The organism is Geomonas subterranea (assembly GCF_019063845.1).
Taxonomy (GTDB): Bacteria; Desulfobacterota; Desulfuromonadia; order Geobacterales; family Geobacteraceae; genus Geomonas; species Geomonas subterranea.
Map to the genome: position 1 here is coordinate 4,035,502 of NZ_CP077683.1, position 22,132 is coordinate 4,057,633.

Sequence of the window (22,132 nt, forward strand, 5' to 3'; positions counted from 1 at the left end):
TTTTTTGTCTGGATAGTTGTATAAGGCAACTTTCCAGCGTAAGCGAGGTTTTCCGCAATGGGTTTCGCCAAAGCCGCACCAACGATCCACCCCACCGAGATGACCCGGCGCCAGCTGACCGTCTTCGTCCTCATCCTCGGCGCCCTGACCGGGTTCAGCGCCATGTCCATCGACATGTACCTCCCCGCCTTCCCGCAGATGGCCCGCGACCTCAAGGTGCCGCTCAGCACGGTGCAGCTGTCGGTATCCGCCTTTTTGTTCGGATCGGCGGCGGGGCAGCTCTTCTACGGGCCGCTCGCGGACCGCTGGGGGAGGCGCCGGCCGCTGCTGCTGGGGCTCTCCCTCTACGTCGCCGCGACCATCGGCTGCGCCATGGTGCATTCGGGAAGCGGACTTTTGTGGTGGCGGGTGGTGATGGCCCTTGGCGGCGGGGCCGGCATGGTGATTTCGCGGGCGGTGGTGCGGGACCTTTACGACACGGCCGAGGCGGCGAGGATGTTCTCACTGCTCATGCTGGTCATGGGGCTCGCGCCGATCCTGGCGCCGGTGGCTGGGGGGCAGCTGCTGCTGGTCAGCGGCTGGAGGGGGATCTTCATCTTTCTCGGCGTGTTCGGCCTCGCCTCGCTGATCGCGGCGGCGGTCGCGCTTCCCGAGTCGCTCCCGGTGGAGCGGCGGGTCCGGCGCAGCGCCTCGGACATGACCAAGGTGTACTGGCACCTCTTGAAAAACCGTCACTACCTGCGCTACGCCGTCGCCCTCGGGTGCGTGGCCGGCGTCAACTTCTCCTACATCTCGGGCGCCCCCTTCGTCTTCATCGAGCTGCACGGCCTCTCGCCGCAGTTCTTCGGCGTCTTCTTCGGCGTCAACGCCTGTGGCCTCATCGGTGCGTCCCAGCTGAACCGCCGGCTTTTGCGCCGTTTCTCCCCCGGTGCCATCGCCCGCAGCGCGTTCATGGTGGCGGGCGCGGCGGGGATACTGCTCATCGCCGCCACGGCGACCGGTTTCGGCGGATTTCCGCTGCAGATGCTCCTCATCTTCGCCTCGCTCTGCATGACGGGTCTTCTCTACCCCAACATCACGGCGCTCGCCCTGGCACCCTTTGACAAGGCGGCGGGAAGCGCGTCGGCCCTTTTGGGGACCATCCAGTATCTCCTGGGCGCCTCGGGGGGCGCGCTGGTAGGGGCCTTCCACAACGGCACCGCCCTCCCCATGACCGGCACCATGGCGCTTTGCGGCACGCTCGGCTTCATCGCCGTAGTGGGGGCGGGGCGGAGCAAGGCGCAGCACTGACCTCCGCTTCCCGCGCAGGCCGGGGCGCGCACGGCGACGCATCGGGGAGAGGATCTAGTTGGTCTTGAACTCTTCGGTCGGGCAGCAGTAGTAGTCCCTGCTACACCAGATCATGACCTTGGTACCGGGGCTGGGCGGGGTGGCGCTGTCGATGGCGAACTGGTGGTTGTCGCAGAAAAGGGTTCCGTCCGCGCGCACCTCGGCGAGGTAGCGCCCGTAGAACAGGGGGGTGAGTGCCGGGGGCTGGATTTCACGTAACTCGATGAGACGATAGATGTGCATCAAAGACTCCAGGTGCTGCTTCCGTTGCTGGTACCCGTATCGGCAGGACTGGGATTTTGTTTATTGATTTGCGCGGAGGTGCTTGCGGCTTCACCCACCCCCGTCCCCCTCCCGTCAAGGGAGGGGGGGAGTGAAAGCGACTGTTCATCGAACAACTTCGGGGCAGGCTGTTGTTGCCCCGCAAGCGCTGCCGGCGACCTCGCGTCCCCGTTTCGCAAAGGGGCATTGAGGGGGAATTGACCCCGTCGCAGGCCCGGTCGTGAAGTAAATAAAAAGGGCGTCCCGTTTCCGGGACGCCTTTTTTTTCATATCGCCTGCAGGGAAACCGTCCTGAACCACAGGTTCAGTGGGCGCCGTTGTGCTGGCTCCTGGCCACCAGGTAGTAGACGATCCCCAGGATCAGGAGGGTGCCGGCCAGAAAGGCCTGGGTCTCCAGGGCGTCGTGGCGCAGGGTGGAGATCAGGATCTCGCGGATCAGGGCGACGATGATCACGCCGATGAAGATGAGGATGTTGAATTTCCCCCCCTTCAGGGTCTTGATCTCGTTGTCCATCAACTCGATCATCATCCACAGGATCAGGAGGGAGCCGAGCGCGGACAGGATCCCCTTCTCGAAGTCGCCCCGGAAGATGTGCACCAGGTCCCAGAAGAAGAGGCTCACCACGGAAAGGGAGACGCCGGCGAGGGCGATCACCAGGATGAGGTTCAGGCCGTAGGTGAAGCGCTCGGCCGCGTGGATCAGCTGGGACTCGAGCTTGTGCGACACGAACACCCTGCGCAGTTCCTCCTCCTGGTAGGAGGTGCTCATGATGTCGAGGTTGATGTCGAGGATCTTCTCCACCGCGATGCGGTACTTGCGCCGCACCGAGATGTCCGGGAAGTTCGCCTGCAGCATCTCGATCAGGAAACGGCGCACCACGTTCATGGCGGCGTTCACGTAGTGGGCGCTCACCTTGATGCGGACGTGCGCCTGCCCTATCGACTGCAGGGTGAGCATGTACTCGTTGTCGTAGTGACCGCAAAACAGGGAAAGGAACCACTCGGTGTGGGTCTTTTTCAGGCGCGCCAGGTCCTTGGGGTCGCGCAGGAAAGCTGCGGTTTCGGGGATCTTCAAAAGGTAGGTGTAGAACTCCTCTACCATGGCTTCGCTGTTCTTTTGGGCCAGCGGAAAAAGCTCTTTGAGCAGTTCCGCATCCGCTTCCGCGAAGTAATAGTGGTTCTTTATTTCCTGCATGGTAAGCATTGAGGTTCTCCTGAGACAGTAATACGAATTCTGGACAGTGAATCGTTGTCCTCTAACCGAAGGGACATTCAATGCTAGCACACACGACATGGTTTGCCAGGGATGTATACGTGGCGGATGCCGCGACTAGAGGGCGCCTGTCCCGCAATTGCGGGAAAATATTTCCCTGCGCGCTCTCCTTGGGGGCGTCGTGCGCGTCAGCGCTGGAGTCTGCAAGGGGGGGATAAGGAGGGGCGGTCATTCAGGCGACGGTGGTTTCAGAGCCCCCCCTCAGGGCTTCCCCCCTCCGGGGGGAGGAGGATAGGCTCGTGTGCGGTGTGGGTAGAGCCGAAAAGGGCGAGGAGCCAGAAGGAGAGGGCCATGACGGCGTACCCCGCGGCCAGGTGCCACACGATGGGCTGGGGCGGGGCCAGGGGGGAGAACATGGCGCCCGAGGGGAGCGGAGAGTGGATGATGCCGCACAGTGACAGCGCCGAGCAGAAAAGGAGGTAGACCGCCGCCTTGCCGGGGCGGTGGTCCAGCACGTTGGCGAAGGCGGCGCCCCAGAGGAGCGAGGTGACGATGAAGCCGTTGCCGAGGATGATGGTCGCCTGCCAGGTCGCCAGCAGCTCCCCGGTGAGATCGGCGGCACTCTTGCCCAGGCCGCCCAGCATCTGCCCGAACTCGATGGTGGTGAGGCAGGCGATCACCGGGATGAAGGAGATGGCCACCGCCCGGTAGTGCCGCTCGGGAGTGGCTTCGAAGGCCTGCGCCGTGATCTCGATGCCGATGAAGATAAGGATCGGGGCGACGGCGGCCTCGGGGAGGAGCCCCACGAAGAAGGAGAGATAGCCGGAAATGGCGGCGAAGCCGATGAAGAGCGCGGTGGCGACGGTGTAGCCGGCGCGTCCCCCCATGTCCTTGTAGGCGGGATGGCCGATGTAGGGGCAGGACTGCATCACCCCACCGCACAGTCCGGCCACCAGCGTCGCAAACCCCTCCACGAGCAGGATGTCCCGGGTGTCGTAATCGTCTCCCGCCACCGCGGCGCTCTCGGTCACGTCCACCCCGCCGACCACCGTGGCGAGCGCGAACGGGATGGCGAGCGGGAGGTAGGAGAGCGCCCGCGGCACCCCGGCGAGGAATTCCAGGGTCGGCAGGGGGAGGTAAAGGGCCGGCTGCGGCACAGGGAGCAGGGCGTGGGCGCCCCCCGGGAGCAGTCCCAGGCTCCCCAGGAGGTAATAGGCGATGGTCCCGCTGACGATGCCGGCCAGTGCGCCGGGGAGGCGCAGCGGGAGCCGGAATCTGGCCAGAAGCGAGATGAAGACGATCCCCAGCGAGAGAAAACCGACCACCGGGGAGGAAAAGAGTTTCAGAAACGGGAGGTAGGCGATCAAAAGGAGGGCGACGGCGGCGATGCTTCCCAGGAGCCCCGCGCGGGGGATGTTCCTTCTCAGGGCGGGGCCGCAGAAGGAAACGGCAACCTTGAACACCCCCATGAGAACGATGGTCGCCATCCCGACCTGCCAGGTCAGGTGCGCGTCCCTGGTGGCGAGGAAGCAGGGGCCGAGCACGCCGAAGGCCATCCCGAAGGTCGAGGGGGTGTCCAGCCCAAGCGGCATCGCGGTAACGTCGTTGCGCCCGGTGCGGCGCGCCAGGCGCAACGCCAGCCACGAGTAGAGCAGGTCGCCGAAAAGAACGCCCACGGCGCTGCCGGGGAGCATCCGGGACAGCACCAGGTCGCGCGGCATCCCGAAGACGCCGGTCAGGATCCCGGCCATGATCACCAGGCCGGACATGTTGTCCAGCATGAGCCCGAAAAAGGCGTTGACGTCGCCGGCACCTGCAAGGATTGGTTGTCGTCGTTTCATGGGGGGCACCTCCTCTGAGGGCCCCAACGTTGCCATAGCGAAAGGATCTTTGCAAGATCAATGTGGCCGGCGGTGGGGAGTGGTAACCCAGTCCGGCGCGAATCTGCGCCAATTACCCCAGATCTTCACGCAGCCTTAATGAGCTTATTGGCCGGTGTTAACCTTGTGCGGACCCTTCCGAACCGGTATTTCCTGTTTTGCTAATGATTACAGTAGGAAATGTGTTACGGGGGGGAGCGTGATTTGTGACGCACGCTCTATCTCATGTTGGAACGGTTATTGCTCGCTAATTGTCTCGCCCTTGGATAAGAGGCAATCAAGGGAATACCTGAGGCTGACCTCAATAAAATCATTGAAAGGACACGGCAATGGAAAAGCAAGAGATCAACAACGCTATCAGCGAACATGCCATGTACAGGTTCAAGCTCAATGACTTGATCAGCAAGGGGCAGCTGGAAGATCACAAAGGCCCCTGCACCGAGACGGATTGCCAGTTCGGCAAGTGGTTCTTTGATGCCGCCGTTTCGTCCCGGCACCGCTCCTCGTACTTTTACAAGCAGGTCCGGCAGCTCCACGGCAACTTCCACGAGGTCGCCTGCAAGGTCGCGGGGCTTGCGGCCGAGGGCAACACCGAGGAGGCCCGCAAGATGATGGATTACGACGGCGAATTCCACCATGCCTCCAACAGGCTGGTGGAGACGTTGATGAGATGGAGAGATCTGGTCTGACCAATTTTATATTCTGTTTAATTAGATCAAAAAAAGGTGAACTGCGCCGAAAAACGTGCTAGCTTTACGCCGCTTTTGAAGCGGAAACGTTTGACAAGGTGAGTGGCGCCCGCAAGGGCGCAGCGGTTCGTCTCCTGCGCTTTATCCCCCTTTAGCAGAGAAACCACCCCCCAGCCTGCGACTTTCCCCAAAAGAGTCCCCCTGTCGACCCAAACGGTCCCGGCCCGCCGCTGCCCGTGATGGCGTCGCTGCGCCCGTTCTTACGGCCGTTGCCGGTGGCGAATCCCCTGAAGTGCATTTTCAGCTACCGCCAGGTAGTCAGCATGTACCACAAAAGGAGAGCACCTTGAAGAAGAGATCGATCCGTAGCGTCCTGTCCACCGGCTTCAAAACCCTGGCCCTCACCGCCCTTTTCCTGGCGCCTTGCGCCGCCCAGGAAGCGCAAGCCGGCATGACCCTCTGGAACCAGACCAACCTCCAGTACCTGTGGGGTGGCAAGTTCAAGCTCCAGGAAAACAGCACCCAGTCCACCATCACCATCGAGCATGCTAACGGCTGGAAATACGGCGATAACTTCCTTTTCTTCGACGTCACCAACCCCGACAGGGAAAACGCCGCCATTTACGGCGAGCTTTCCCCGAGGCTCTCCCTCGGCAAGATCACCGGCCGCGACCTCTCCGCGCCGTTGGTCAAGGACGTCCTTTTGGCGGGTACGCTCGAGGTGGGGCAGGGCTTTCGCAACTACCTTTACGGCGTCGGGCTGAGCCTCAACCTGCCGAAGTTCAACTTCGCCGACCTCAACGTCTACGTGCGCAACGACCCGAAACAGGCTGGCAGCACCTACCAGGTGACCCCCTGCTGGCAGCTCCCCTTCACCGTGGGCAAGGCCGACATGATCTTTGAAGGCTTCACCGATATCGCCGGCAGCGAGGGAGACCTTTCCTTCAACATCGACGCGCAGCCCCGCCTGCTTATGGATCTCGGCAAGTTCTGGGACGCCCCCGGCAGCGTATTCGTCGGCACCGAGGTGATCTACTGGCACAACAAGTACGGCGTCAAGGGCGTGAACGAGTTCGCACCGCAGGCAATGATCAAGTTCGTGATGTAGCGGAAAAAAGCGGTCAATTGACGGTGGGTAACTGACAAATTGACCGCCCGACGGCGTGGCGATACGCGGCGCGGCCGCGAATAACAAAAAAAAACGGGAAGGGGCCGGGATGTCGACGGCCCCTTTTCTATGCATATAAGCGCCGGCAATCTGGGAAGTCCCCCTTTCGCAAAGGGGGATTTAGGGGGACTTGCTTTTGGTTGGAAAGAGGCAAATCCCTCCTGCCCCCTTCGTAAAGGTGATTCAGACAAGGGGAGAGCGGCGTCCCCCTCCCCTTGCGGGAGGGGGTTAGGGGGTTGGGGTAGCTGCCACATGTGCGCTCATGGCATTTTCACCCACCCCCCCGGCCCCCTCCCGTCAAGGGAGGGGGAGATTGGGAGGCGGCTACGTTTCCCCCTTTACGAAGGTTCATCCAGGAATTCGGGGGGAATGTCCCCAAAGCGTCGTCCTTCGGCGCTATTCGGATTTCTCATTGGAAGCCTTGCCAACCCGGCGCTCGCACGCTAGAGTGTCCCTCATGCCCGAAAGCGTCCGCCAACACTACGAGCTCTACCCCTACCCGGACTACCCCCTCTTCGCCTCGGTGCGCCGCAGCGATACCTACGCCAACAACCTGGACGCCCTCTGGGCGCTCTTCAACGGGGAGCTCCCGCCACCGGAGTCGCGGCGCATCCTCATCGCCGGCTGCGGCAGCTTCGCCCCCTATCCCTTCGCGCTGGCCAACCCGGCGACCTCGATCGTCGCGCTCGACCTGTCGCGTAAGAGCCTCAACCGGGCACGCCTGCACTGCCTGCTGCACGGCATCTCCGGCGTCGATTTCGTGCCGGGGGACCTTTGCGACCCGGACCTGGCGCCGGGGCCTTTCGGGATGATCGACGCCTACGGGGTGCTGCACCACCTGGCCGACCCCGGGGAGGGGCTCCGGGCGCTGGCGGCGCGGCTCGGGGAGGGGGGGATACTGAGGATCATGGTCTATAGCCACTACGCGCGCCGGGAGGAGGATTCGATCCGCCGGGCGCTGAAGCTTTTGAAGGTGCGGGAGCCGGAACAGGTGCGGAGGATGGTGGCGAAAAGCGGGAAGGAGTCACGCCTCAGGGGGTTCTTCGAGAGCTCCGGCGAGGTCGCCAGCCGCTCGGGGCTCGCCGATGCGCTGCTCCATCCGCAGGTGACCAGCTACCGCATCGACGCCTTCCTCGACCTGATCGCGGCGAGCGGCCTGACCCCGCTGCGTTTCGCCCACCGCGGCGCCCTCCCTGAGCCGGAACGGGAGATCGCGAGAATCCGGTCACTCGAACAGGAGAAGCGTGCGCCCGGGAACTTCGTGCTCTACCTGGGGCGCGACACCAAGGGGCCGTGCCAGCGGGAGGGGGGGTTCCGGCTGAACCCCTGCCTGGCGCCGGCGCTCGCCCCCTGGCGCTTGGGGACGCTGCGCATCCCGGGGCGGCTGGGACACGAAAATGCCGCCCTGGACGGTGCCGGGCGCCGCTTCCTGCGCCGCTTCCGCAACCCCGTCCCGGCGGCATCCCTTGCCCCCGATGAACTCGCCAAGGCCGGCAGTTACGCCGACCGCCTCTTCCTCATGCGCAGCCGCGGCTGACGCCCCTTACGCGTCGAGCATCTCCCTGACCTTTTTCAAAAGCTCCAGCGGACGTACCGGCTTCATGAGCAGTTCGGTTCCCTCCTCGATGAGATCCCTGCTCTTGATGATGTCCATGGTATAGCCGCTGGTGTAGAGCACCCGCGCGTTCGGGTCGAGCTGCCGGATCGCCTGGCAGGTGTCCTTGCCGCTCATGCCGGGCATGATCATGTCCATGAGCACCAGGGAGATCTCCCTGCCGTGCCGGGCGTACTGCTCGACGGCCACCGCGCCGTTTTCGGCCATGATGACCCGGTACCCCGCGCCGGTGAGGATCTGCTCCAAAAGGACGCGCAGGTCCGCCTCGTCCTCCACCACCATGATGGTCTCGCACCCCCCCTTTGGCTTTTCCACCTCCCTCAGGGCCTCCTCGGCGAGGGGGCTCGTCACGCTGAGCGGCAGGTAGATCCTGAACGTGGTGCCGATGCCCGGTTCGCTGTAGACGTTGACGAAGCCGGAGTGCTGCTTGATGATCCCGTAGACGATAGACATGCCGAGGCCGGTTCCCTTCCCCACCTCCTTGGTGGTGAAAAACGGCTCGAAGATCCGTTTCCTGGTGGCCTCGTCCATCCCGACGCCGCTGTCCGAAATGGAGATCATCGCGTAGGGGCCGGGCTCGCCGATGGCGTTGGCCTGCACGAACCCCGCGTCCACCCGCTGCAGCGAGGTCTCTATGGTGAGGAGCCCCCCGCGCGGCATGGCGTCGCGCGCGTTGGTGGAGAGGTTGACGAGGACCTGCTCGATCTGGTTGGCGTCGATGTCCACCGGAAGGGGGTGCGGCGCGAACGCCGCCCTTAGCTGCACGTCCTCGCCGATGATGCGGGAGAGGAACTTCTGCACGTGCCGGATCACCTCGTTCAGGTCGGCGGTCTGGGTCTTGATCACCTGCTTGCGACTGAAGGTGAGCAGCCCCGAGGTGAGCTGCGCCGCCTTGTCGGCGGCGTCCATGATGCGGTCGACCTGCTCGCGGTGCGGCCCAGACAGCGTGGCGTCGTTTCGCAACATGCTACCGTACCCGAGGATCACCATGAGGATGTTGTTGAAGTCGTGGGCCACCCCCCCTGCCAGCTGTCCGATGGCCTCCATCTTCTGGGATTGAACCAGCTTCTCCTCGAGCTGCCTGCGCTCGGTTATGTCTTCGGCGATTCCCAGCAGGTAGCGCGCCTTCCCCTGGTCGTCCAGCAGCGGGATCTTCTTGGTGCGCAGGATCCGGTCGCCGGCCGGGGTGGTGACGACCTCCTCGGGGATATCCACCAGTTGCCCTCGTTCCAGAGTTTCACGGTCCTTCTCGCTGAAGAACTCGGCCTGCCCGGGGGGGAACAGCTCGGCGTTGCTCTTGCCGAGGATTTCCTTCCTGGTGAACCCGAGCAGCTCCTCGCCGTACTTGTTGATGGTGATGAAGCGCAGCTGCTGGGCGTCCTTGGCGAAGACCATGGCCGGGATGTGATCGACGATGTTCTTGAGGAACTCCTCGCTTTGCCGCAGCGCCTCCTCGACCGCACGCCGCTGCGTGATGTCGCGCGCCACGGCGAGGACGTAGGTCCGGTCCCTGAAGTGCATCCGGTTCAGCGTCAACTCGGCCCAAAAGCTCCCGCCGTCGTGCCGGTGCAGCTCGGTGACGATCAGGTCGCGCACCTCCTCCTCCCCGACGGCGGAGCGGATCAGGGAGGCGGCGGCGGGATCCTCATGCAGGTCGGAGAGGTCGAAAAGGGATTTTTCCAGCAGTTCGTCACGGCTCCAGCCGAGCTGCCGGCTAGCGGATTCGTTGAGGTCGACGATCCTCCCGGTCAGCACCTCCACCAGGAAGATGGCGTCGTTACTGTGATCAAGGAACGCCTTGAGACGTTCCAGCTCCTCCAGGCGCTGCTGCAGCTCGGGGTAGTAGGTCTTGCGCATGGAGGTTTCGCCAAGGCCTGCGAGCTTGCGCTGCAGCGCTTCCAGCGCGTCCTGCTCAGGGGGAGATTCGGGAGATTCGGGAGATTCGGGAGAGCCGCCGGACCCGGAGGAGTCACCGGCGCCGGCAGGCTCGTTGGGGACATCGGAGCTGTCAGGGGAACGGGGGTCAGAGGGATTCTTCATAGACGACCTCGACGTCCCTCTTGGAGGCGCGGCGCGGGTTGGTGGCCATGCAGGGATCCTTCAGCGCGTGCTCGCTGTAAAGCGCCAGGTCGTCCCGTCCCACCCCGACCTCGGCCAGGGTCCGTCCCACGCCGGCTTCCGCCTTGAGCGTGCGGACGTGGTCGAGGAGGCGCTGTTTCTTCTGGGGCAGGGTGAGGCCGCGCAGGTCGAGCCCGAGGGCCTGCGCGATCTGCTCGAAGCGCTCCGGGGCCGAGTCGAAGTTGAATTCGATGACGTGATCCAGGAGGATAGCGTTGCATTCGCCATGGGCCAGGTCCAGGGCGCCCCCAAGGCTATGGGCCATGGCGTGGTTGGCGCCGAGGATGGCGTTGGAGAAGGCGAGGCCGGCCTGCAGGCTTCCCATCATCACGTTGCTGCGCAGTTCCTCGTTTTGGAGGTCGCGGATGCTCGGGACCAGGTTCACCGACAAAAGCCTCAGGGCCTCCAGGGCGTGCAGATCGGTCATCGTGGAACTGGCGGTGGATACGAAGGCCTCGATGGCGTGGGTCATGGCGTCCAGCCCGGTGCAGGCGGTCAGGTAGGGATCCATGGTGATCAGGGTGACCGGGTCGATGAGCGCTATGTCGGGGACCACGGACTTGCTGATGATGGCGATCTTCACCCTCTCGCGCGGGTTGCTGATGATGGTGAACTGGGAGACGTCGGCGGATGTGCCGCCGGTGGTCGGGATGCAGATGAGGGGGGGCATGGGGGCCTTGACCATGTCGACCCCCTCGAATTCGAGGATGTGCTTGTGGTTGGAGGTGACGATGCCGATTCCCTTGGCGCAGTCGATGGGGCTGCCGCCGCCCACCGCCACCAGCGCGTCGCAGTGCTCCGCCTGGTACACGGCGACGCCGGCCATGACCTCGTCCGCCTTGGGGTTGGGCGTCAGCGCGGTGAAGAGGACCCAGGAGACGCCGGCGGCGTCCAGGCTGTCGGTGACATCCTTGGTCCATCCCGCCTTTACCACGCCCGGGTCCGAGACCACCAGGACCTTGCGGCCGCCGAGGTTCTTGGCGTAGCGCCCGGCCAGCTCCCTGGCCCCCGCGCCGAAGATGAATTCCGGGGCAAGAAATTTTCTTAGCTGCAAACCTTCCGCCATCTCCCATCTCCCGATCGAACTGAATCCCCTCAATCATGGACTGCCAAGGACAGCAATCAAACCGGCAACTTTCGTAGTGTAGCAGTATTTTTGTTTAATTGCCACGGACAAGCCGTCTATGTTTAGTGCTCTTTAATCGGCAGTACCCGGAAAAACTTTACCGCAAAGTTGTGTCTGCGAATATCCATGTTGCCGGTGGGCAACTGTGAGACTGCTGCCGACAGCAGTTTTCATAAGCATCCACGTGCAGTGAGAAAATCAGGAAGTGGGCGCAGGCAGTGAGGGCGTTTTAAGGAACATCTTGTGGAGAAGGTAAAGGCGTCGTGACCCCCACTGCTCTTTTTATACGGGAAACAACGAAGCTGGTAGTTCGTTTCTGCCCATGCATCACAAGCCTCGTGCTACCGAATAGGAATAGTTGGAACCATGCTGCCACAAAGAGTCAAAGGAGACGTGAATGGCAACCATACGGGCCAAGATCATCGCCAACCTGCTGGTAATGCTGATCACCATCGCCTTCATCGTTACCCTGGAATTCCGTGCCATTGCCACCCTGGGCAGCATGCAGGATGAGGGCGCCCAGCGCTCCGACGCTGCCCTCCTGGTCAAAGAAGCCTCCATGGGAGGGCTCGCGCTGTACCGGATCATAGCGGATGCCGAGATAAACGGGAATCTGGAACAGGTCTCGAAGGACTGGCAGGCCAGGAAGGGGGAGGTGCTTAAATCCCTGGGGGATGCCGCCGCGAAGGCAGATACCGCAGAGGAGAAAAGGCTCGTGGCAGAGGTGCAGGAAGCCACCGGCAGCGTAATCCGGAGCTTCGAGGAGAAGATGCTGCCGCTACTGAAGGCGCCGGGCGACAATAATATGCAAATTAAACAGCTGGACAGCGAGATAGACCTGCAGGTGGGCAAGATCGAGACGGAGATGGACACGGTGACCGGCTCTCTGGTCAAGGAGATGCGGCAGGCTGACGGGGACTTCGATGCGGAGCGAAAAAGGGCCCTCACCGGCGCGGTCATCATAGGCCTTGCGGGTGCCCTGCTGCAGGCCGCTTTGGGCATCATGCTGCTTCGGGCGATCATGGGATCAGTGAACGCAATGCGCGAGCTGCTCACTTCGGTGAGCGCGGGTGACCTGACCTGCCGGGCCGTTATCAACAGCCAGGACGAACTCGCTAGAACGGCCGAGGATTTCAACGACTTCGTGCAAAAGCTGCAAGGCATGGTGCGGCAGATCTCCGAGAATTCGCAGCAGGTGGTGGCAGAGTCGGGCCGGCTCAGTTCCAGCTCGGAGAAAATAGCCGCTGCAGCGGAGGAGGTGGCACAGCAATCAACGACGGTGGCAACTGCGGGCGAGGAAATGTCGGCCACCTCCGGTGACATCTCCCAGAACTGCCAGAGGGCTTCCGAAGGCGCCAATCTCGCCACGGCTGCGGCGCAGGACGGAGCCCAGGTGGTGGAACGGACCGTGACGGTCATGGCGGACATCGCGGCGAAGGTACGGGAAAGTGCCCAGGTGGTCGCGAGTCTCGGGGAACGCTCCGACCAGATCGGCGCCATTATCGTCACCATTGACGAGATAGCCGACCAGACCAACCTGCTCGCGTTGAATGCGGCTATCGAAGCGGCCCGTGCCGGCGAGCAGGGGAGAGGGTTTGCCGTGGTCGCCGACGAGGTGCGGGCCCTTGCGGAGCGCACCACGCGTGCCACCCGCGAAATCGACGAAATGATCAAGGCGATCCAGAAGGAAACGCGGGACGCGGTCGCGGTGATGGAGCGGGGCGTCGAGCAGGTGACGGCGGGGACGGCAGAGGCCACCCGGTCGGGCGAGGCGTTGCGCGCCATACTCGATCAGGTGCATGACGTGGCCATGCAGGTGGACCAGGTGGCCACGGCTGCCGAAGAGCAGACGGCGACGACCGAAGAGATTTCCGGCAGCATGCAGCAGATCACAAGGATCGTACAACAGACCGCCTCTGGTGCCCACGAATCCGCCGAGGCGGCTCACCAACTGCACGGAAACGCAGAAGAGTTGCAGCAGATGGTGGGGCAGTTCCGGGTATAGCCACGGCCGGTATGAGGTCACCAGGCAAAGAGAGCGGTGCGGAAAAGTGCCGCTCTCTTTGAACAGCGGCGCCACAAGAGCGCCAAACTTCCCCCTGCAGGCCAGCCGCGCCACCCTTCAGCAGCTCTCCCTCTCCACTTGATCCAGAAGATTCAGGGCCGCCTCGTCACCGTACTCCTCGAACAGTTCCCGTATGTTGTTGATGTAGGAGTGGACCAGGAACAGTTCATCCAGGCAGCGCCCGCCGTTGCCGGCGGGCTGTCCGACCCGCGCGAGCTTCTCCTTGAACTTCTCCCAGAACGGGTTGCTCTTCTCCGGGTCGTCGATGTGCCGGCGCAGCAGCGTGATCAGCTCTTGCGAGTTCTTGTCACCCTCTATCTCGGCGAAGGAGACGTAGCGGTCCGGTTTGCCTGCTATCTGGTCCAGGCGTAGGGCGAAGGTCAGGTTGCACCCCGCAAGCGGGTGGTTGGCGTCTAGGGTCACCGCCTCAGCGGTCACCGCCGTCACCAGCATCACCCGCGCCGCGCCCCCGGCGAACTCGATGCCCAGTTTTTGGCCGGGCTTGATCTCTTTTTCGGCAGGGAAGGAGCCGCGGGCGACGCGAATGACGTTCTCCTTGAGGCGCGGCCCGTAGGCTTCCCCGGCGCTGAGAGATATGTTCCTCGTCTCGGCGGGCCTCATCCCGACGATGGCATTCTCCAGCGCCGGGAAGAGCTCCCCCGCCCCCAAAGTGACCGTCAGCGGGCCTGCCGCCTCGGTGCTGTGGAAAATGGTGCCGTCATCGAGGGTCCCGATGTAGCTGATGGTGATGGTGTCTCCCATTCCGGCTGTCGCCATACCAGTCTCTCCTTGGTCGCTGTTTTCGCTGGCGCCGGTATGCCGGTGCCTGCGCGGCGTAAGCTGAGGTTGCAACTCCCGGACCAGCTGCGGCACACTGTTGTCATCTCCCCCTCCCTTGACGGGAGGGGAGGAGGGGATTTACCGTGCAACATCGAAACCCGACAACGCTGGCTGCGGCGTAGTGATGGGAAGGATGGGAAGGGGCGCGGGAGCCGAGAGGGGAAGAGGGTGAAAGGGCAGGAGAGCGAGAGAGAGGGGGCTACGAATTGCCGGCGTAAGGGTCGGTATAGGAATCCCCGGGGGGAGGCGCCGCCGGGGAGGAGGGGGTGAGCGGCGTCCGGTCTTTCACCCGGAACACCTCGATGGCGGCCTTTCCCTCGAGCGGACAGACGTTCTCGCAGATGCCGCAGCCGTTGCATAGTTCATCCACCACGTAGGGCTGCTGCACGGTTCTCTTTACGCCGTCGAAGCCGGTCAGCTCGACCCTCTCGGACCGGATCGCCTTTCCCGGGATGGGGCAATGTTCCTCGCAGACGATGCAGTCGATCCTCTTGGCGAAGGGGAGGCAGTGGTTCTTGTCGAACGCCGCCTTGCCGATCACCTGGCGCTGCTTCTCCTCCCTGGGGAGATCGGGGATGGCCCCGGTGGGGCAGACCTGGCCGCAGAGGGTGCAGTTGTACTCGCAGTAGCCAAGGCGCGGCAGCAGTAGTGGTGTGTAGAGCCCTTCCGCGCCGGCCTGGAAGAAGGCGGGGTAGAGCGCGCTTCTCAGGCAGACCTTCATGCACTCGCCGCAGCGCACGCACTTCTTCAGGAACTCGTCCTCGTCGCGCACCCCCGGCGGCCGCAAGAGCTTTGCCTGCGCGGCAGGATCCCGGAAGCGGAAACCCCTGGCCAGCACCACCCCACCCACGACCCCCCCGAGAAACACGCGCCGCTCCATTACCGGCCCGACCTGCGGCCGCGGCCCGGCAAACCGGAAGCGGACCCGCCGCGACGGGCAGTGCAGGGCGCACTCCATGCAGAGGATGCACTCCTCCGTCTGCAGGAGCTCCTGGTCGAAGGAGGTGGGGCAGCGCTCACGGCAGGCCCGGCAGTCGGCGCAGAGCTTCGCGGGGGTCCGGCGCAGCGGACCCAGGCGGGAGACCAGTCCGAGCAGCGTCCCCAGCGGGCAGAGGCGGCGGCACCATGCCCGCCTTTCGTACCTTTCCAGGAACAGGATGAGCACGAACAGGAGCGCGGAGAAAAAGGCGAGCGGGTAGAGGGTTTCCCGGAAGGGGAGGAGGTAATCGCGCAGCAGGCGGTAGCCGGGGTCGAGGAGGTCGCGCCGCTCCCCCATGAGGCCGTACAGGGAGCGCCAGCCGCCGCGCACCGTGTCCCCGAAAAGGGGATGGAAGAAGAAGGTGAGGGCGCGCAGGAGGAGCGCTATGGGGTCGAGGAGGCCGGCCAGGTTCACCCCGAGCAGCGAGGAGGATAACAGCGGAAGGAGGAGCCAGTACTTGGCGCGGCCGGTGAGCGCACGGATCGCCCCGACCTTGCGGATCCTGCCGGTGACGAGGTCGAGGATGGTCCCCAAGGGGCAGATCCAGCCGCAGAAGAACCTCCCCAGGAACAGGGCGGCAACGAGCACGATCAGGCCGGGAAGGAGCAGCGGGAGATAGCTTCTCGCCGCCAGCATGGTGCTGGCGGCGGTGAGAGGGTTGGCGCGGAAGAAGCCGTTCACGGCGGCGACGATGCGGTCGCTCCCCCGGTACTCGGTCGCCAGGAACAGGACCAGGAACAGGGCGAGGAACAAGAGCTGCGAGATGCGGGGGGTGGTCACCTTCTTCACACCCGGACGATCCTCATCCGGTCCAGGTTCATCTCCCCCAGGCCGCGCCGGTAGGCGGCACGGGTTACGGCGATGTCGGCGGGTTTCAGCCCGAAGAGGGTGGTGGCGTAGGCGTCGGCGGCGACGATGTCGGTCGAGGCGATCACCTGGTTCAGGACCTTCACGTCGGCGAGGTTCCCCCCTTGCGGGCCGTGGGCGGTGAGGATCCTGGTTGCGTCGATGAGGGTGAGGTGAGGACGAAACGCCGCGTTCACGTCGGCGAGCGCCTGGTCGATGTTCTTGTGGATGGAGCCGCGGTTGCCCCCCATGATCCCCATCACGTTCTTCATGCCGAGGGTCAGGCGGCTCAGGCCGTGGTGTTTTGCGACCGGGACGTTGATGTAGACGTCGGCGGAGACCGCCTCGCCGTAGAGTTCCCACTCCTTGAGCACCTTGCCGTTCAACGCGACATTCTTGAAGCGCTCCTCCTCGAGGTGCTTCACCTCGACGTTCTTCATCCCCTTGAGTGCCGCTTCGATGCCGCTGGAGGCGTAGCAGCGCCGCGGGTCGTTGCAGGTGCGGTCGAATACCTTCACCTTTTTCGCGCCCGCCTTCAGGCACTCCTCGACCAGTGTCCTGACCACGACGGGATTGGTGGTGGCGGCGTACTCGGGCGTGCGGTCCCAGCCGATGTTCGGCTTCACCACCACGGTCTGCCCCGGCTTCACGAAGCGCTGCATCCCGCCGAGCGCCGAAAGCGCCTTGCGCGTGATGCCCGCGTGGTCCGTACCTTGTGCGACGGCGACCACGGGGCCTTGCGCGGCGAACAGGTCGCGCAGCCAGCCGTGCAGGAAAAGGGATGACAGGCCCAGTACCTTGATGAACTGCCGTCTTTCCATGGAGACCTCCCGGCAAAGGTGTGAGCGCTCCAGCGCCAGGTCTCATTATATGAGGGATTGCGGTTAATTCAATTCGGCGCGGCAAAACCGCGGCACCGGCCGCGAAAAAACGATGCCCGGCGTGTGGCTGCGCCGGGCAATAATGAGAAAGGTTGCTGGCACGCGGCGTTACTTCTGTCCGTGCTCTCCGCGGTGTCCGTCGTGCCGCACCTTCTTGCCATGCTTCTCCGGAGCGTGCCCCCCCGGTTCGCCGTGTCCGGCGTGACCGGCGGCGTCCTGGTGCAGCCGCTCGACGTAATGGGTGTAGTCGACGTAGGCCTCGACGAACTCACGCCCCTGGGCCACGCTCTCGTCCTTGTGCTGGTAGGCAGCGGCGGCTCTCTGGTAGCGCGTGCGGATCCCTGCCGCCACGTCATCGGTGACGAGCTTGACCAGTGCGTCCGCGGAGCCGCCGGCCAGCGCCTTGTCCGCCTCGGCGATGGCCGGTTCCACGCTCCCCGCCGGCTAGAGCCCGGTGAAGGGGGCCCCTTCACCGGCGCGGTGCACCTTGACCAGGGCACCGAAAAATTTGTGTTCGGCCGCCTCTTTCGCTCCCGGGCGCGCCGAAATGACCTCCTTGAAGGCAGCGCGCACGACTTTCTCGTCCTTCGTTTTCACCCACTTGAGAACCGGCGTCACGTCTTTGGCTGCGATGGCCTTCCTTGCATCCTGGATCACCGGCCCGTCCAGGGTGTCGCAGTGCGCCGATGCGCTGTGGGGAACGGCCAGGTAAAGGAAGGCGGCCGCTGTCACGGCCCAAAAGGCTGATTTCACATTCGCTACGCTCATTGCTATCTCCTCGTCATCTTTGATTGGCGGTGCTGAACCACCTCACTCACGGTACGCCGCAAAAGTTGTACATCCCTTGACTAACGTCATTTTTATTCACTCGGAAAGGGTAATGCCGGATCCATGTGTGTCAAACAACCCGTCACACCATCCTGGCCGGCCGGGAGGAAAGGGGGGGCGTCGCCGGTAGCAACCACCTGTGACGAGAAACAGGGATGGCAAAGGGCCATCGATACGTGGTACTGGAAATTTCTGTTGACCCGTCTACAGCTTCACGGTTTAGTATTCCTGCTGTCATGGCCATGACCCACTAACAGCAAAGGAGAGACGACTATGAGCAAGGTAACAGTGGAGGAGTGGACGGCCCGGTTCCGGGCGATAGGGCTGGACGACGCGGCCATGGAGCAGTGGCACCGTCTGTTCGAGCGGGAGAACCCGGAGGGGCACCAGGAGTTCCTTGAGTGGCTGGGGCTTCCCGCCGAGCGCATCGCCGCTATCCGCAAGCATCACGCCTGACCTCGCGGCCCCGGGTCCGCCCGGGGCCGCTTCCTTCGCAGGAGGATTCATGTACCGCGTAAGTCAACTGGCCGCGAAGTTCGGCCTCTCCCGCAGCACGCTGCTTTACTACGACCAGGAGGGGCTCCTCTCCCCGTCCGGCCGCAGCGGCGCGGGTTACCGCCTCTATTCCGAGAGGGACCTCGAGCGCCTGGCCGCCATCGTCTCCTTCCGCAAGGCGGGGCTCTCCATCGAGGAGACCCGGGTGCTCCTGGCGTCGGGTGAAGGGGAACAGTCGGTGCTCAGGAAGCGGCTTGCCGTCATCGGCGACCAGATCCGCGCCCTCCAGGCCCAGCAGCACCTCCTGGCCCGGATGCTCCGGGTGCAGTCGGGGGGGGAACTTCCGGAGAGCGTGGACAAGGAGACCTGGGTGGAGATGCTGCGTGCCGCGGGCATGGACGACGAGGCCATGGAAACGTGGCACGCCGAGTTCGAGCGGCGGGCTCCCCAGGCGCACCACTCCTTCCTCCTCAGCCTGGGGATCGGGGAGCAGGAGGCGCAGGCCATCAGGGCGTGGTCGGCGGCCGGCGGAAAGGAGGGGGCGGTCCGGGAGGGATAGCAACTTCCGCCCGCTGCGCGTTGAAATCTCCATGCTGGTGGTTAGAATGTGCTAGTTGTTTTTCCGGCCACCAACAACAAAGGAGACACGACATGAAGACTTCGGAAATGTTCGCCGCCCATCCCAGGAAACTCACCATGGATGTCACCGCCATCACCGAGTGCATCAGCTCGCTCGTAGAATGCGCCGACGTCTGCACCAGCTGCGCCGATGCCTGCTTGGGCGAACAATCGGTGCAGAACCTCACCAAGTGCATCCGGCTCAACCTCGACTGCGCCGATATCTGCCAGACCACCGCCCGCGTGCTTTCCCGCCAGACCGACCCGGTCCCCCAACTGCTCAGAACCCAGCTCGAGAGCTGCGTCGTCGCCTGCCGTCTCTGCATGCAGGAGTGCGAGGTGCATTCGGAGACGCACCAGCATTGCCGCATCTGCAGGTCCAGCTGCCAGAATTGCGAGAAGATCTGCCAGGACCTGATTTCCCGTCTCTCCGAGGGGGCCAGGACCACCTTTTTGTAACAGTGGCGGGGGCGGCTGCGGCCGCCCCCGTTTGGAACTGGGGCCAAGACCAGGAGGCTGCCCATGAGCAAGCTGGCCTGTAACGTCGTTGCCTATCGGCCGGATCCGGCAATGCTTGCCGCACGTTTTGATCCGCGCCACGTGGAGGTGCTGCTGGAGCAGGCGGAGGGACTGCTGACGCGCGCCGTCGCGGACTTCAGGGAGTATGCCGCGCTGGACCGGGCCTGGCAGGAACTCAGCCACGATCTGGAGATGCAGGAGCAGGAGCTGGAACTGGACCGGCGCCGGGTCGAAGGGGAGGAGCCGGTGGCGGAGGAGCCTGCCCCGGAAACGGCGGCCGCCGAGGAGCAGGAAAAGGTTGAGGGAGAAGCGGCGCACGAAGAGGCGGAGGGGGCGGCTGAGGCAGAGGCGGCACCCGAGGCAGAGGCTCCCGGGGCGGCTGCCGAGGCAGAGGAGCCGGTTTCGGTTACCAGCATGCTGGAACTGCGCGGCGAGTCTATCCGGCGCAGGAGGGAGCTCGCGGGCGCAGGTGGGCCACTGGCACTCGACGAGCAGCGCGACCTGGTGCTCAGGCGCCTGTGCCGCGACTACGAGGAGGGGCTGAACCGGGTAGCGGTGGCGGAGGAAGGGTTGAGGCGCATCTTCGGATACGACGTGGCGTCCCCGCTCAGCTCCTGGTCGGAAACCCTTGGGAGCTCTCTCGCCAGCAACATTGTCTGGACCAGGAACGCGCTGGAGTGGCTCGCACTCTACATACAGAGTGAGCAGTCCTTCACCCGCGCCTTTTCGGTCCGCGCACTCATGAACCGCAACGCCTGGGGGCAGTTGCGGCACGCACGGGACAGCTTCTCGGTACGGCTGCAGGTCCCGACGGAAATCTTCCAGGGCTTCGAGAACTGCCGCTTCCGCGGGGTGAGCGCATCGCTGCTGGGGGAGGCAGGCGGGGTCCCGTGGTCGGCACTGGTGAGGCTTCCCGAGACGGCCTATTATCTGCGCTCCGGCCAGCGGGTCGAGGTGGATCAGCGCGAACTTCCCCAGATTCTCCTGGGACGGGTGGAAAACCGGCGCTCTGTGCGCCGCTCCGAGTTCTGCGGCATGGTGACCCACCTCAATGCGAGCCCCGTGGGGAAGCCGGTGAACGAGGGGCAATGGTCGGTGGAACTGCTGCGGCCGGTGGGTGCGGGTTCTGAACTATTCGCACAGGTCGACGACCTGGTGATCGAGGTGAAGGTCTCAGGGGTGGCGCAGAGGACGGAGCGATGACGAGGCGTGCCGGCGCGCCAGCGCCGGTACCAGGACAAGGGGGTGACTCATGGAAAAGATGCGGTTGAGCAGCCCGGCCTTTCAGGACAACGGGCGCATTCCCGCCAGGTACACCTGCGACGGCGACAACATGAACCCTGAACTCAGGTTCGAGAACGTCCCCGACGGCACCAGGTCGCTGGCGCTGGTCATGGAGGACCCGGACGCTCCAAACGGGTTGTGGGTGCACTGGATACTCTGGAACATCGGGCCCCGGGTGACCACGCTGGTGGAGCAGGCCGAGCCGCGCGAGGTGGTGATCGGGAAGAACAGCTGGGGGCACAACCAGTACGGCGGTCCCTGCCCTCCATCCGGCAGCCACCGCTACATCTTCAGGCTCTATGCGCTTGACACCACGCTGGACCTGGCGGGGACGGCCAGCAAGGGGCAGCTGGACGTGGCCATGCAGGACCATGTCCTGGCGGAGGCGTCCCTTACCGGGATGTACGGCGGGGGGTAGCAGGAAGTAAAGAGAAGATGAGGAGGCACCCGGTCGCCGTCGCCAGGCCGGGTGCCTCTTTTCGTTCAGGGTTCGGGGCGCTCGTTGATGAAGTTGATGAAGGCCCGGTCGGTGTTCTGGATGTGGCCGACCAGCCAATCCTTGAGGAACACCAGCACGTCGATGGCGACGAACGATTCGCCGGCGTCGGAGCGGTCCTTGAAATTGTGGATCGACTTGATGAACTTGCGATGGGCGGCGGCATGCGACGGCGCCGACGCATATCCGAGCCCGGCCATCAGCTGTTCCTCGGCCTGGAAATGGTACTGGGTGTAATCCAAAAGCTCGCCGACCACTCCCTCCAGCTCGTGGCTGTGGTCGTGCAGCATGAGCGCCCGGTAGCACCGGTTCAGAATCTCGACCAGCTTGTGGTGGTGTTCGTCTATCTGCGGCAATCCTAGGACCAGCGTATCGTCCCACTCTACCAGTGTCATTGGTGACTCCGACTGCAACTGACAAAAATAACCTGCCCGGTCTATTAATCGGAAAGAACGGGCAAAACTGCAACTAATTTGTTGAGACTACTTGAATGCGATCACTTCCAGCCTGCCGTAATCGCCGCGCTGTGCCTTAAGGGCGCGCCGTTCGAACTCGATTTCCTTTCTTTTGCACGTTACCTCCTCCTCTTCGGCCGCGGTTCCGCGGGACAGCGTCTGCCGCAGCACCATCCCCCCCACCACCAGGGAGGCGAGGGCGTACCTCCGCTTGTAGATAAGGCCCAGCGCGCCGCCGATCAGCAGCGCAGCCGGAGGGGCGAGCAGGAACTCCAGGGCCGACTGCAGCCCCAGTTTCAGGTTCAGCTCCCTGACCTGCGGGTCCAGGTTGCCCCGCTGATCCTCCCGGTAGTTGAGGGGGAGATCCTCCAGCCCTGCCAGTTTGTCGCTGTTCATGGGTTCGCTC

20 protein-coding genes and 1 pseudogene are annotated in these 22,132 nt (G+C 63.9%); 10 read left to right on the top strand and 11 right to left on the bottom strand.

Features of this window, described 5'->3' with window-relative positions; all coding sequences use genetic code 11:
- Positions 1-57 precede the first annotated feature (57 nt).
- On the top strand, positions 58-1,290 hold the full coding sequence (locus KP001_RS17625) for a multidrug effflux MFS transporter (RefSeq protein WP_217286868.1): 1,233 nt from the start codon (positions 58-60) through the stop codon (positions 1,288-1,290).
- A gap of 54 nt (positions 1,291-1,344) precedes the next feature.
- On the opposite strand, the gene KP001_RS17630 is transcribed toward KP001_RS17625, so the two are convergent.
- The 3 genes from KP001_RS17630 to KP001_RS17640 all read right to left on the bottom strand — a co-directional run bounded on the left by KP001_RS17630 (position 1,345) and on the right by KP001_RS17640 (position 4,665).
- On the bottom strand, positions 1,345-1,572 hold the full coding sequence (locus tag KP001_RS17630) for a hypothetical protein (RefSeq protein WP_217286869.1): 228 nt from the start codon (positions 1,570-1,572) through the stop codon (positions 1,345-1,347).
- Between the two features lie 343 nt (positions 1,573-1,915).
- Positions 1,916-2,815 carry a protoglobin domain-containing protein gene (locus tag KP001_RS17635; RefSeq protein WP_217286870.1) on the bottom strand — a complete coding sequence of 300 codons (900 nt, stop codon included), beginning with the start codon at positions 2,813-2,815 and terminating at the stop codon, positions 1,916-1,918.
- Positions 2,816-3,072: 257 nt separating this feature from the next.
- Entirely contained in the window at positions 3,073-4,665 is a 1,593-nt protein-coding gene (locus tag KP001_RS17640) for an MFS transporter (RefSeq protein ID WP_239027815.1), read from the bottom strand.
- A 368-nt stretch (positions 4,666-5,033) separates the two neighbouring features.
- On the opposite strand from KP001_RS17640, the gene KP001_RS17645 reads away from it, so the two are divergent.
- The 3 genes from KP001_RS17645 (at position 5,034) to KP001_RS17655 (ending at position 8,098) form a co-directional block, all read left to right on the top strand.
- Positions 5,034-5,393 (top strand): CZB domain-containing protein, encoded by a 360-nt coding sequence (locus tag KP001_RS17645; RefSeq protein ID WP_217286871.1) that lies wholly within the window; start codon positions 5,034-5,036, stop codon positions 5,391-5,393.
- Positions 5,394-5,739: 346 nt separating this feature from the next.
- Entirely contained in the window at positions 5,740-6,501 is a 762-nt protein-coding gene (locus tag KP001_RS17650; RefSeq protein WP_217286872.1) for an outer membrane protein OmpK, read from the top strand.
- 517 nt (positions 6,502-7,018) lie between these two features.
- Positions 7,019-8,098, top strand: coding sequence for a class I SAM-dependent methyltransferase (locus KP001_RS17655; RefSeq protein WP_217286873.1), 1,080 nt, complete (start codon positions 7,019-7,021; stop codon positions 8,096-8,098).
- A gap of 6 nt (positions 8,099-8,104) precedes the next feature.
- On the opposite strand, the gene KP001_RS17660 is transcribed toward KP001_RS17655, so the two are convergent.
- Both KP001_RS17660 and ercA read right to left on the bottom strand, forming a co-directional pair.
- Positions 8,105-10,216 (bottom strand): hybrid sensor histidine kinase/response regulator, encoded by a 2,112-nt coding sequence (locus KP001_RS17660; protein WP_217286874.1) that lies wholly within the window; start codon positions 10,214-10,216, stop codon positions 8,105-8,107.
- Positions 10,200-11,360, bottom strand: a complete 1,161-nt coding sequence (ercA, locus tag KP001_RS17665) for an alcohol dehydrogenase-like regulatory protein ErcA (protein WP_217286875.1) — start codon at positions 11,358-11,360, stop codon at positions 10,200-10,202. Before ercA ends, KP001_RS17660 begins: the two co-directional genes overlap by 17 nt.
- Before the next feature lie 457 nt (positions 11,361-11,817).
- On the opposite strand from ercA, the gene KP001_RS17670 reads away from it, so the two are divergent.
- Positions 11,818-13,425 carry a methyl-accepting chemotaxis protein gene (locus KP001_RS17670; RefSeq protein WP_217286876.1) on the top strand — a complete coding sequence of 536 codons (1,608 nt, stop codon included), beginning with the start codon at positions 11,818-11,820 and terminating at the stop codon, positions 13,423-13,425.
- A 117-nt stretch (positions 13,426-13,542) separates the two neighbouring features.
- On the opposite strand, the gene cowN is transcribed toward KP001_RS17670, so the two are convergent.
- From cowN to KP001_RS17690, 4 genes and pseudogenes are all read right to left on the bottom strand, one after another.
- Entirely contained in the window at positions 13,543-14,262 is a 720-nt protein-coding gene (cowN, locus tag KP001_RS22085; RefSeq protein WP_239027816.1) for a N(2)-fixation sustaining protein CowN, read from the bottom strand.
- 262 nt (positions 14,263-14,524) lie between these two features.
- Positions 14,525-16,093, bottom strand: a complete 1,569-nt coding sequence (locus KP001_RS17680; RefSeq protein ID WP_217286877.1) for a 4Fe-4S binding protein — start codon at positions 16,091-16,093, stop codon at positions 14,525-14,527.
- Positions 16,090-16,971, bottom strand: a complete 882-nt coding sequence (locus KP001_RS17685) for a DUF362 domain-containing protein (RefSeq protein ID WP_217286878.1) — start codon at positions 16,969-16,971, stop codon at positions 16,090-16,092. Before KP001_RS17685 ends, KP001_RS17680 begins: the two co-directional genes overlap by 4 nt.
- A 168-nt stretch (positions 16,972-17,139) precedes the next feature.
- A pseudogene (locus tag KP001_RS17690) lies at positions 17,140-17,799 on the bottom strand (DUF6448 family protein).
- A gap of 333 nt (positions 17,800-18,132) precedes the next feature.
- Here KP001_RS17690 and KP001_RS17695 point away from each other — a divergent pair.
- From KP001_RS17695 to KP001_RS17715, 5 genes are all read left to right on the top strand, one after another.
- On the top strand, positions 18,133-18,315 hold the full coding sequence (locus tag KP001_RS17695) for a MerR family transcriptional regulator (RefSeq protein WP_216508749.1): 183 nt from the start codon (positions 18,133-18,135) through the stop codon (positions 18,313-18,315).
- A gap of 49 nt (positions 18,316-18,364) precedes the next feature.
- The gene (locus KP001_RS17700; protein ID WP_217286879.1) at positions 18,365-18,913 is read left to right on the top strand and encodes a MerR family transcriptional regulator; all 549 of its coding nucleotides are present in this window, start codon (positions 18,365-18,367) and stop codon (positions 18,911-18,913) included.
- A 92-nt stretch (positions 18,914-19,005) separates the two neighbouring features.
- Positions 19,006-19,431: a four-helix bundle copper-binding protein gene (locus tag KP001_RS17705; RefSeq protein ID WP_217286880.1), complete on the top strand. Its 426-nt coding sequence runs from the start codon at positions 19,006-19,008 to the stop codon at positions 19,429-19,431.
- A 63-nt stretch (positions 19,432-19,494) separates the two neighbouring features.
- Positions 19,495-20,694 carry a hypothetical protein gene (locus KP001_RS17710; protein WP_217286881.1) on the top strand — a complete coding sequence of 400 codons (1,200 nt, stop codon included), beginning with the start codon at positions 19,495-19,497 and terminating at the stop codon, positions 20,692-20,694.
- Positions 20,695-20,743: 49 nt separating this feature from the next.
- Positions 20,744-21,193 (top strand): YbhB/YbcL family Raf kinase inhibitor-like protein, encoded by a 450-nt coding sequence (locus tag KP001_RS17715; protein ID WP_217286882.1) that lies wholly within the window; start codon positions 20,744-20,746, stop codon positions 21,191-21,193.
- A gap of 65 nt (positions 21,194-21,258) precedes the next feature.
- Here the strand turns inward: KP001_RS17715 and KP001_RS17720 are convergent, their stop codons facing one another.
- Positions 21,259-21,666, bottom strand: coding sequence for a bacteriohemerythrin (locus KP001_RS17720; RefSeq protein WP_217286883.1), 408 nt, complete (start codon positions 21,664-21,666; stop codon positions 21,259-21,261).
- An 87-nt stretch (positions 21,667-21,753) separates the two neighbouring features.
- Positions 21,754-22,122, bottom strand: coding sequence for a hypothetical protein (locus KP001_RS17725; protein WP_217286884.1), 369 nt, complete (start codon positions 22,120-22,122; stop codon positions 21,754-21,756).
- Positions 22,123-22,132 lie beyond the last annotated feature (10 nt).

What these genes read in the sequence shown, in the direction of transcription:
- KP001_RS17625 (WP_217286868.1), top strand. Translation starts at nt 58, where the DNA reads ATGGGTTTCGCCAAAGCCGCACCAACGATCCACCCCACCGAGATGACC.
- KP001_RS17630 (WP_217286869.1), bottom strand. Translation starts at nt 1,572, where the DNA reads ATGCACATCTATCGTCTCATCGAGTTACGTGAAATCCAGCCCCCGGCA.
- KP001_RS17635 (WP_217286870.1), bottom strand. Translation starts at nt 2,815, where the DNA reads ATGCTTACCATGCAGGAAATAAAGAACCACTATTACTTCGCGGAAGCG.
- KP001_RS17640 (WP_239027815.1), bottom strand. Translation starts at nt 4,665, where the DNA reads ATGAAACGACGACAACCAATCCTTGCAGGTGCCGGCGACGTCAACGCC.
- KP001_RS17645 (WP_217286871.1), top strand. Translation starts at nt 5,034, where the DNA reads ATGGAAAAGCAAGAGATCAACAACGCTATCAGCGAACATGCCATGTAC.
- KP001_RS17655 (WP_217286873.1), top strand. Translation starts at nt 7,019, where the DNA reads ATGCCCGAAAGCGTCCGCCAACACTACGAGCTCTACCCCTACCCGGAC.
- KP001_RS17660 (WP_217286874.1), bottom strand. Translation starts at nt 10,216, where the DNA reads ATGAAGAATCCCTCTGACCCCCGTTCCCCTGACAGCTCCGATGTCCCC.
- ercA (WP_217286875.1), bottom strand. Translation starts at nt 11,360, where the DNA reads ATGGCGGAAGGTTTGCAGCTAAGAAAATTTCTTGCCCCGGAATTCATC.
- KP001_RS17670 (WP_217286876.1), top strand. Translation starts at nt 11,818, where the DNA reads ATGGCAACCATACGGGCCAAGATCATCGCCAACCTGCTGGTAATGCTG.
- cowN (WP_239027816.1), bottom strand. Translation starts at nt 14,262, where the DNA reads ATGGCGACAGCCGGAATGGGAGACACCATCACCATCAGCTACATCGGG.
- KP001_RS17685 (WP_217286878.1), bottom strand. Translation starts at nt 16,971, where the DNA reads ATGGAAAGACGGCAGTTCATCAAGGTACTGGGCCTGTCATCCCTTTTC.
- KP001_RS17695 (WP_216508749.1), top strand. Translation starts at nt 18,133, where the DNA reads ATGAGCAAGGTAACAGTGGAGGAGTGGACGGCCCGGTTCCGGGCGATA.
- KP001_RS17700 (WP_217286879.1), top strand. Translation starts at nt 18,365, where the DNA reads ATGTACCGCGTAAGTCAACTGGCCGCGAAGTTCGGCCTCTCCCGCAGC.
- KP001_RS17705 (WP_217286880.1), top strand. Translation starts at nt 19,006, where the DNA reads ATGAAGACTTCGGAAATGTTCGCCGCCCATCCCAGGAAACTCACCATG.
- KP001_RS17710 (WP_217286881.1), top strand. Translation starts at nt 19,495, where the DNA reads ATGAGCAAGCTGGCCTGTAACGTCGTTGCCTATCGGCCGGATCCGGCA.
- KP001_RS17715 (WP_217286882.1), top strand. Translation starts at nt 20,744, where the DNA reads ATGGAAAAGATGCGGTTGAGCAGCCCGGCCTTTCAGGACAACGGGCGC.
- KP001_RS17720 (WP_217286883.1), bottom strand. Translation starts at nt 21,666, where the DNA reads ATGACACTGGTAGAGTGGGACGATACGCTGGTCCTAGGATTGCCGCAG.
- KP001_RS17725 (WP_217286884.1), bottom strand. Translation starts at nt 22,122, where the DNA reads ATGAACAGCGACAAACTGGCAGGGCTGGAGGATCTCCCCCTCAACTAC.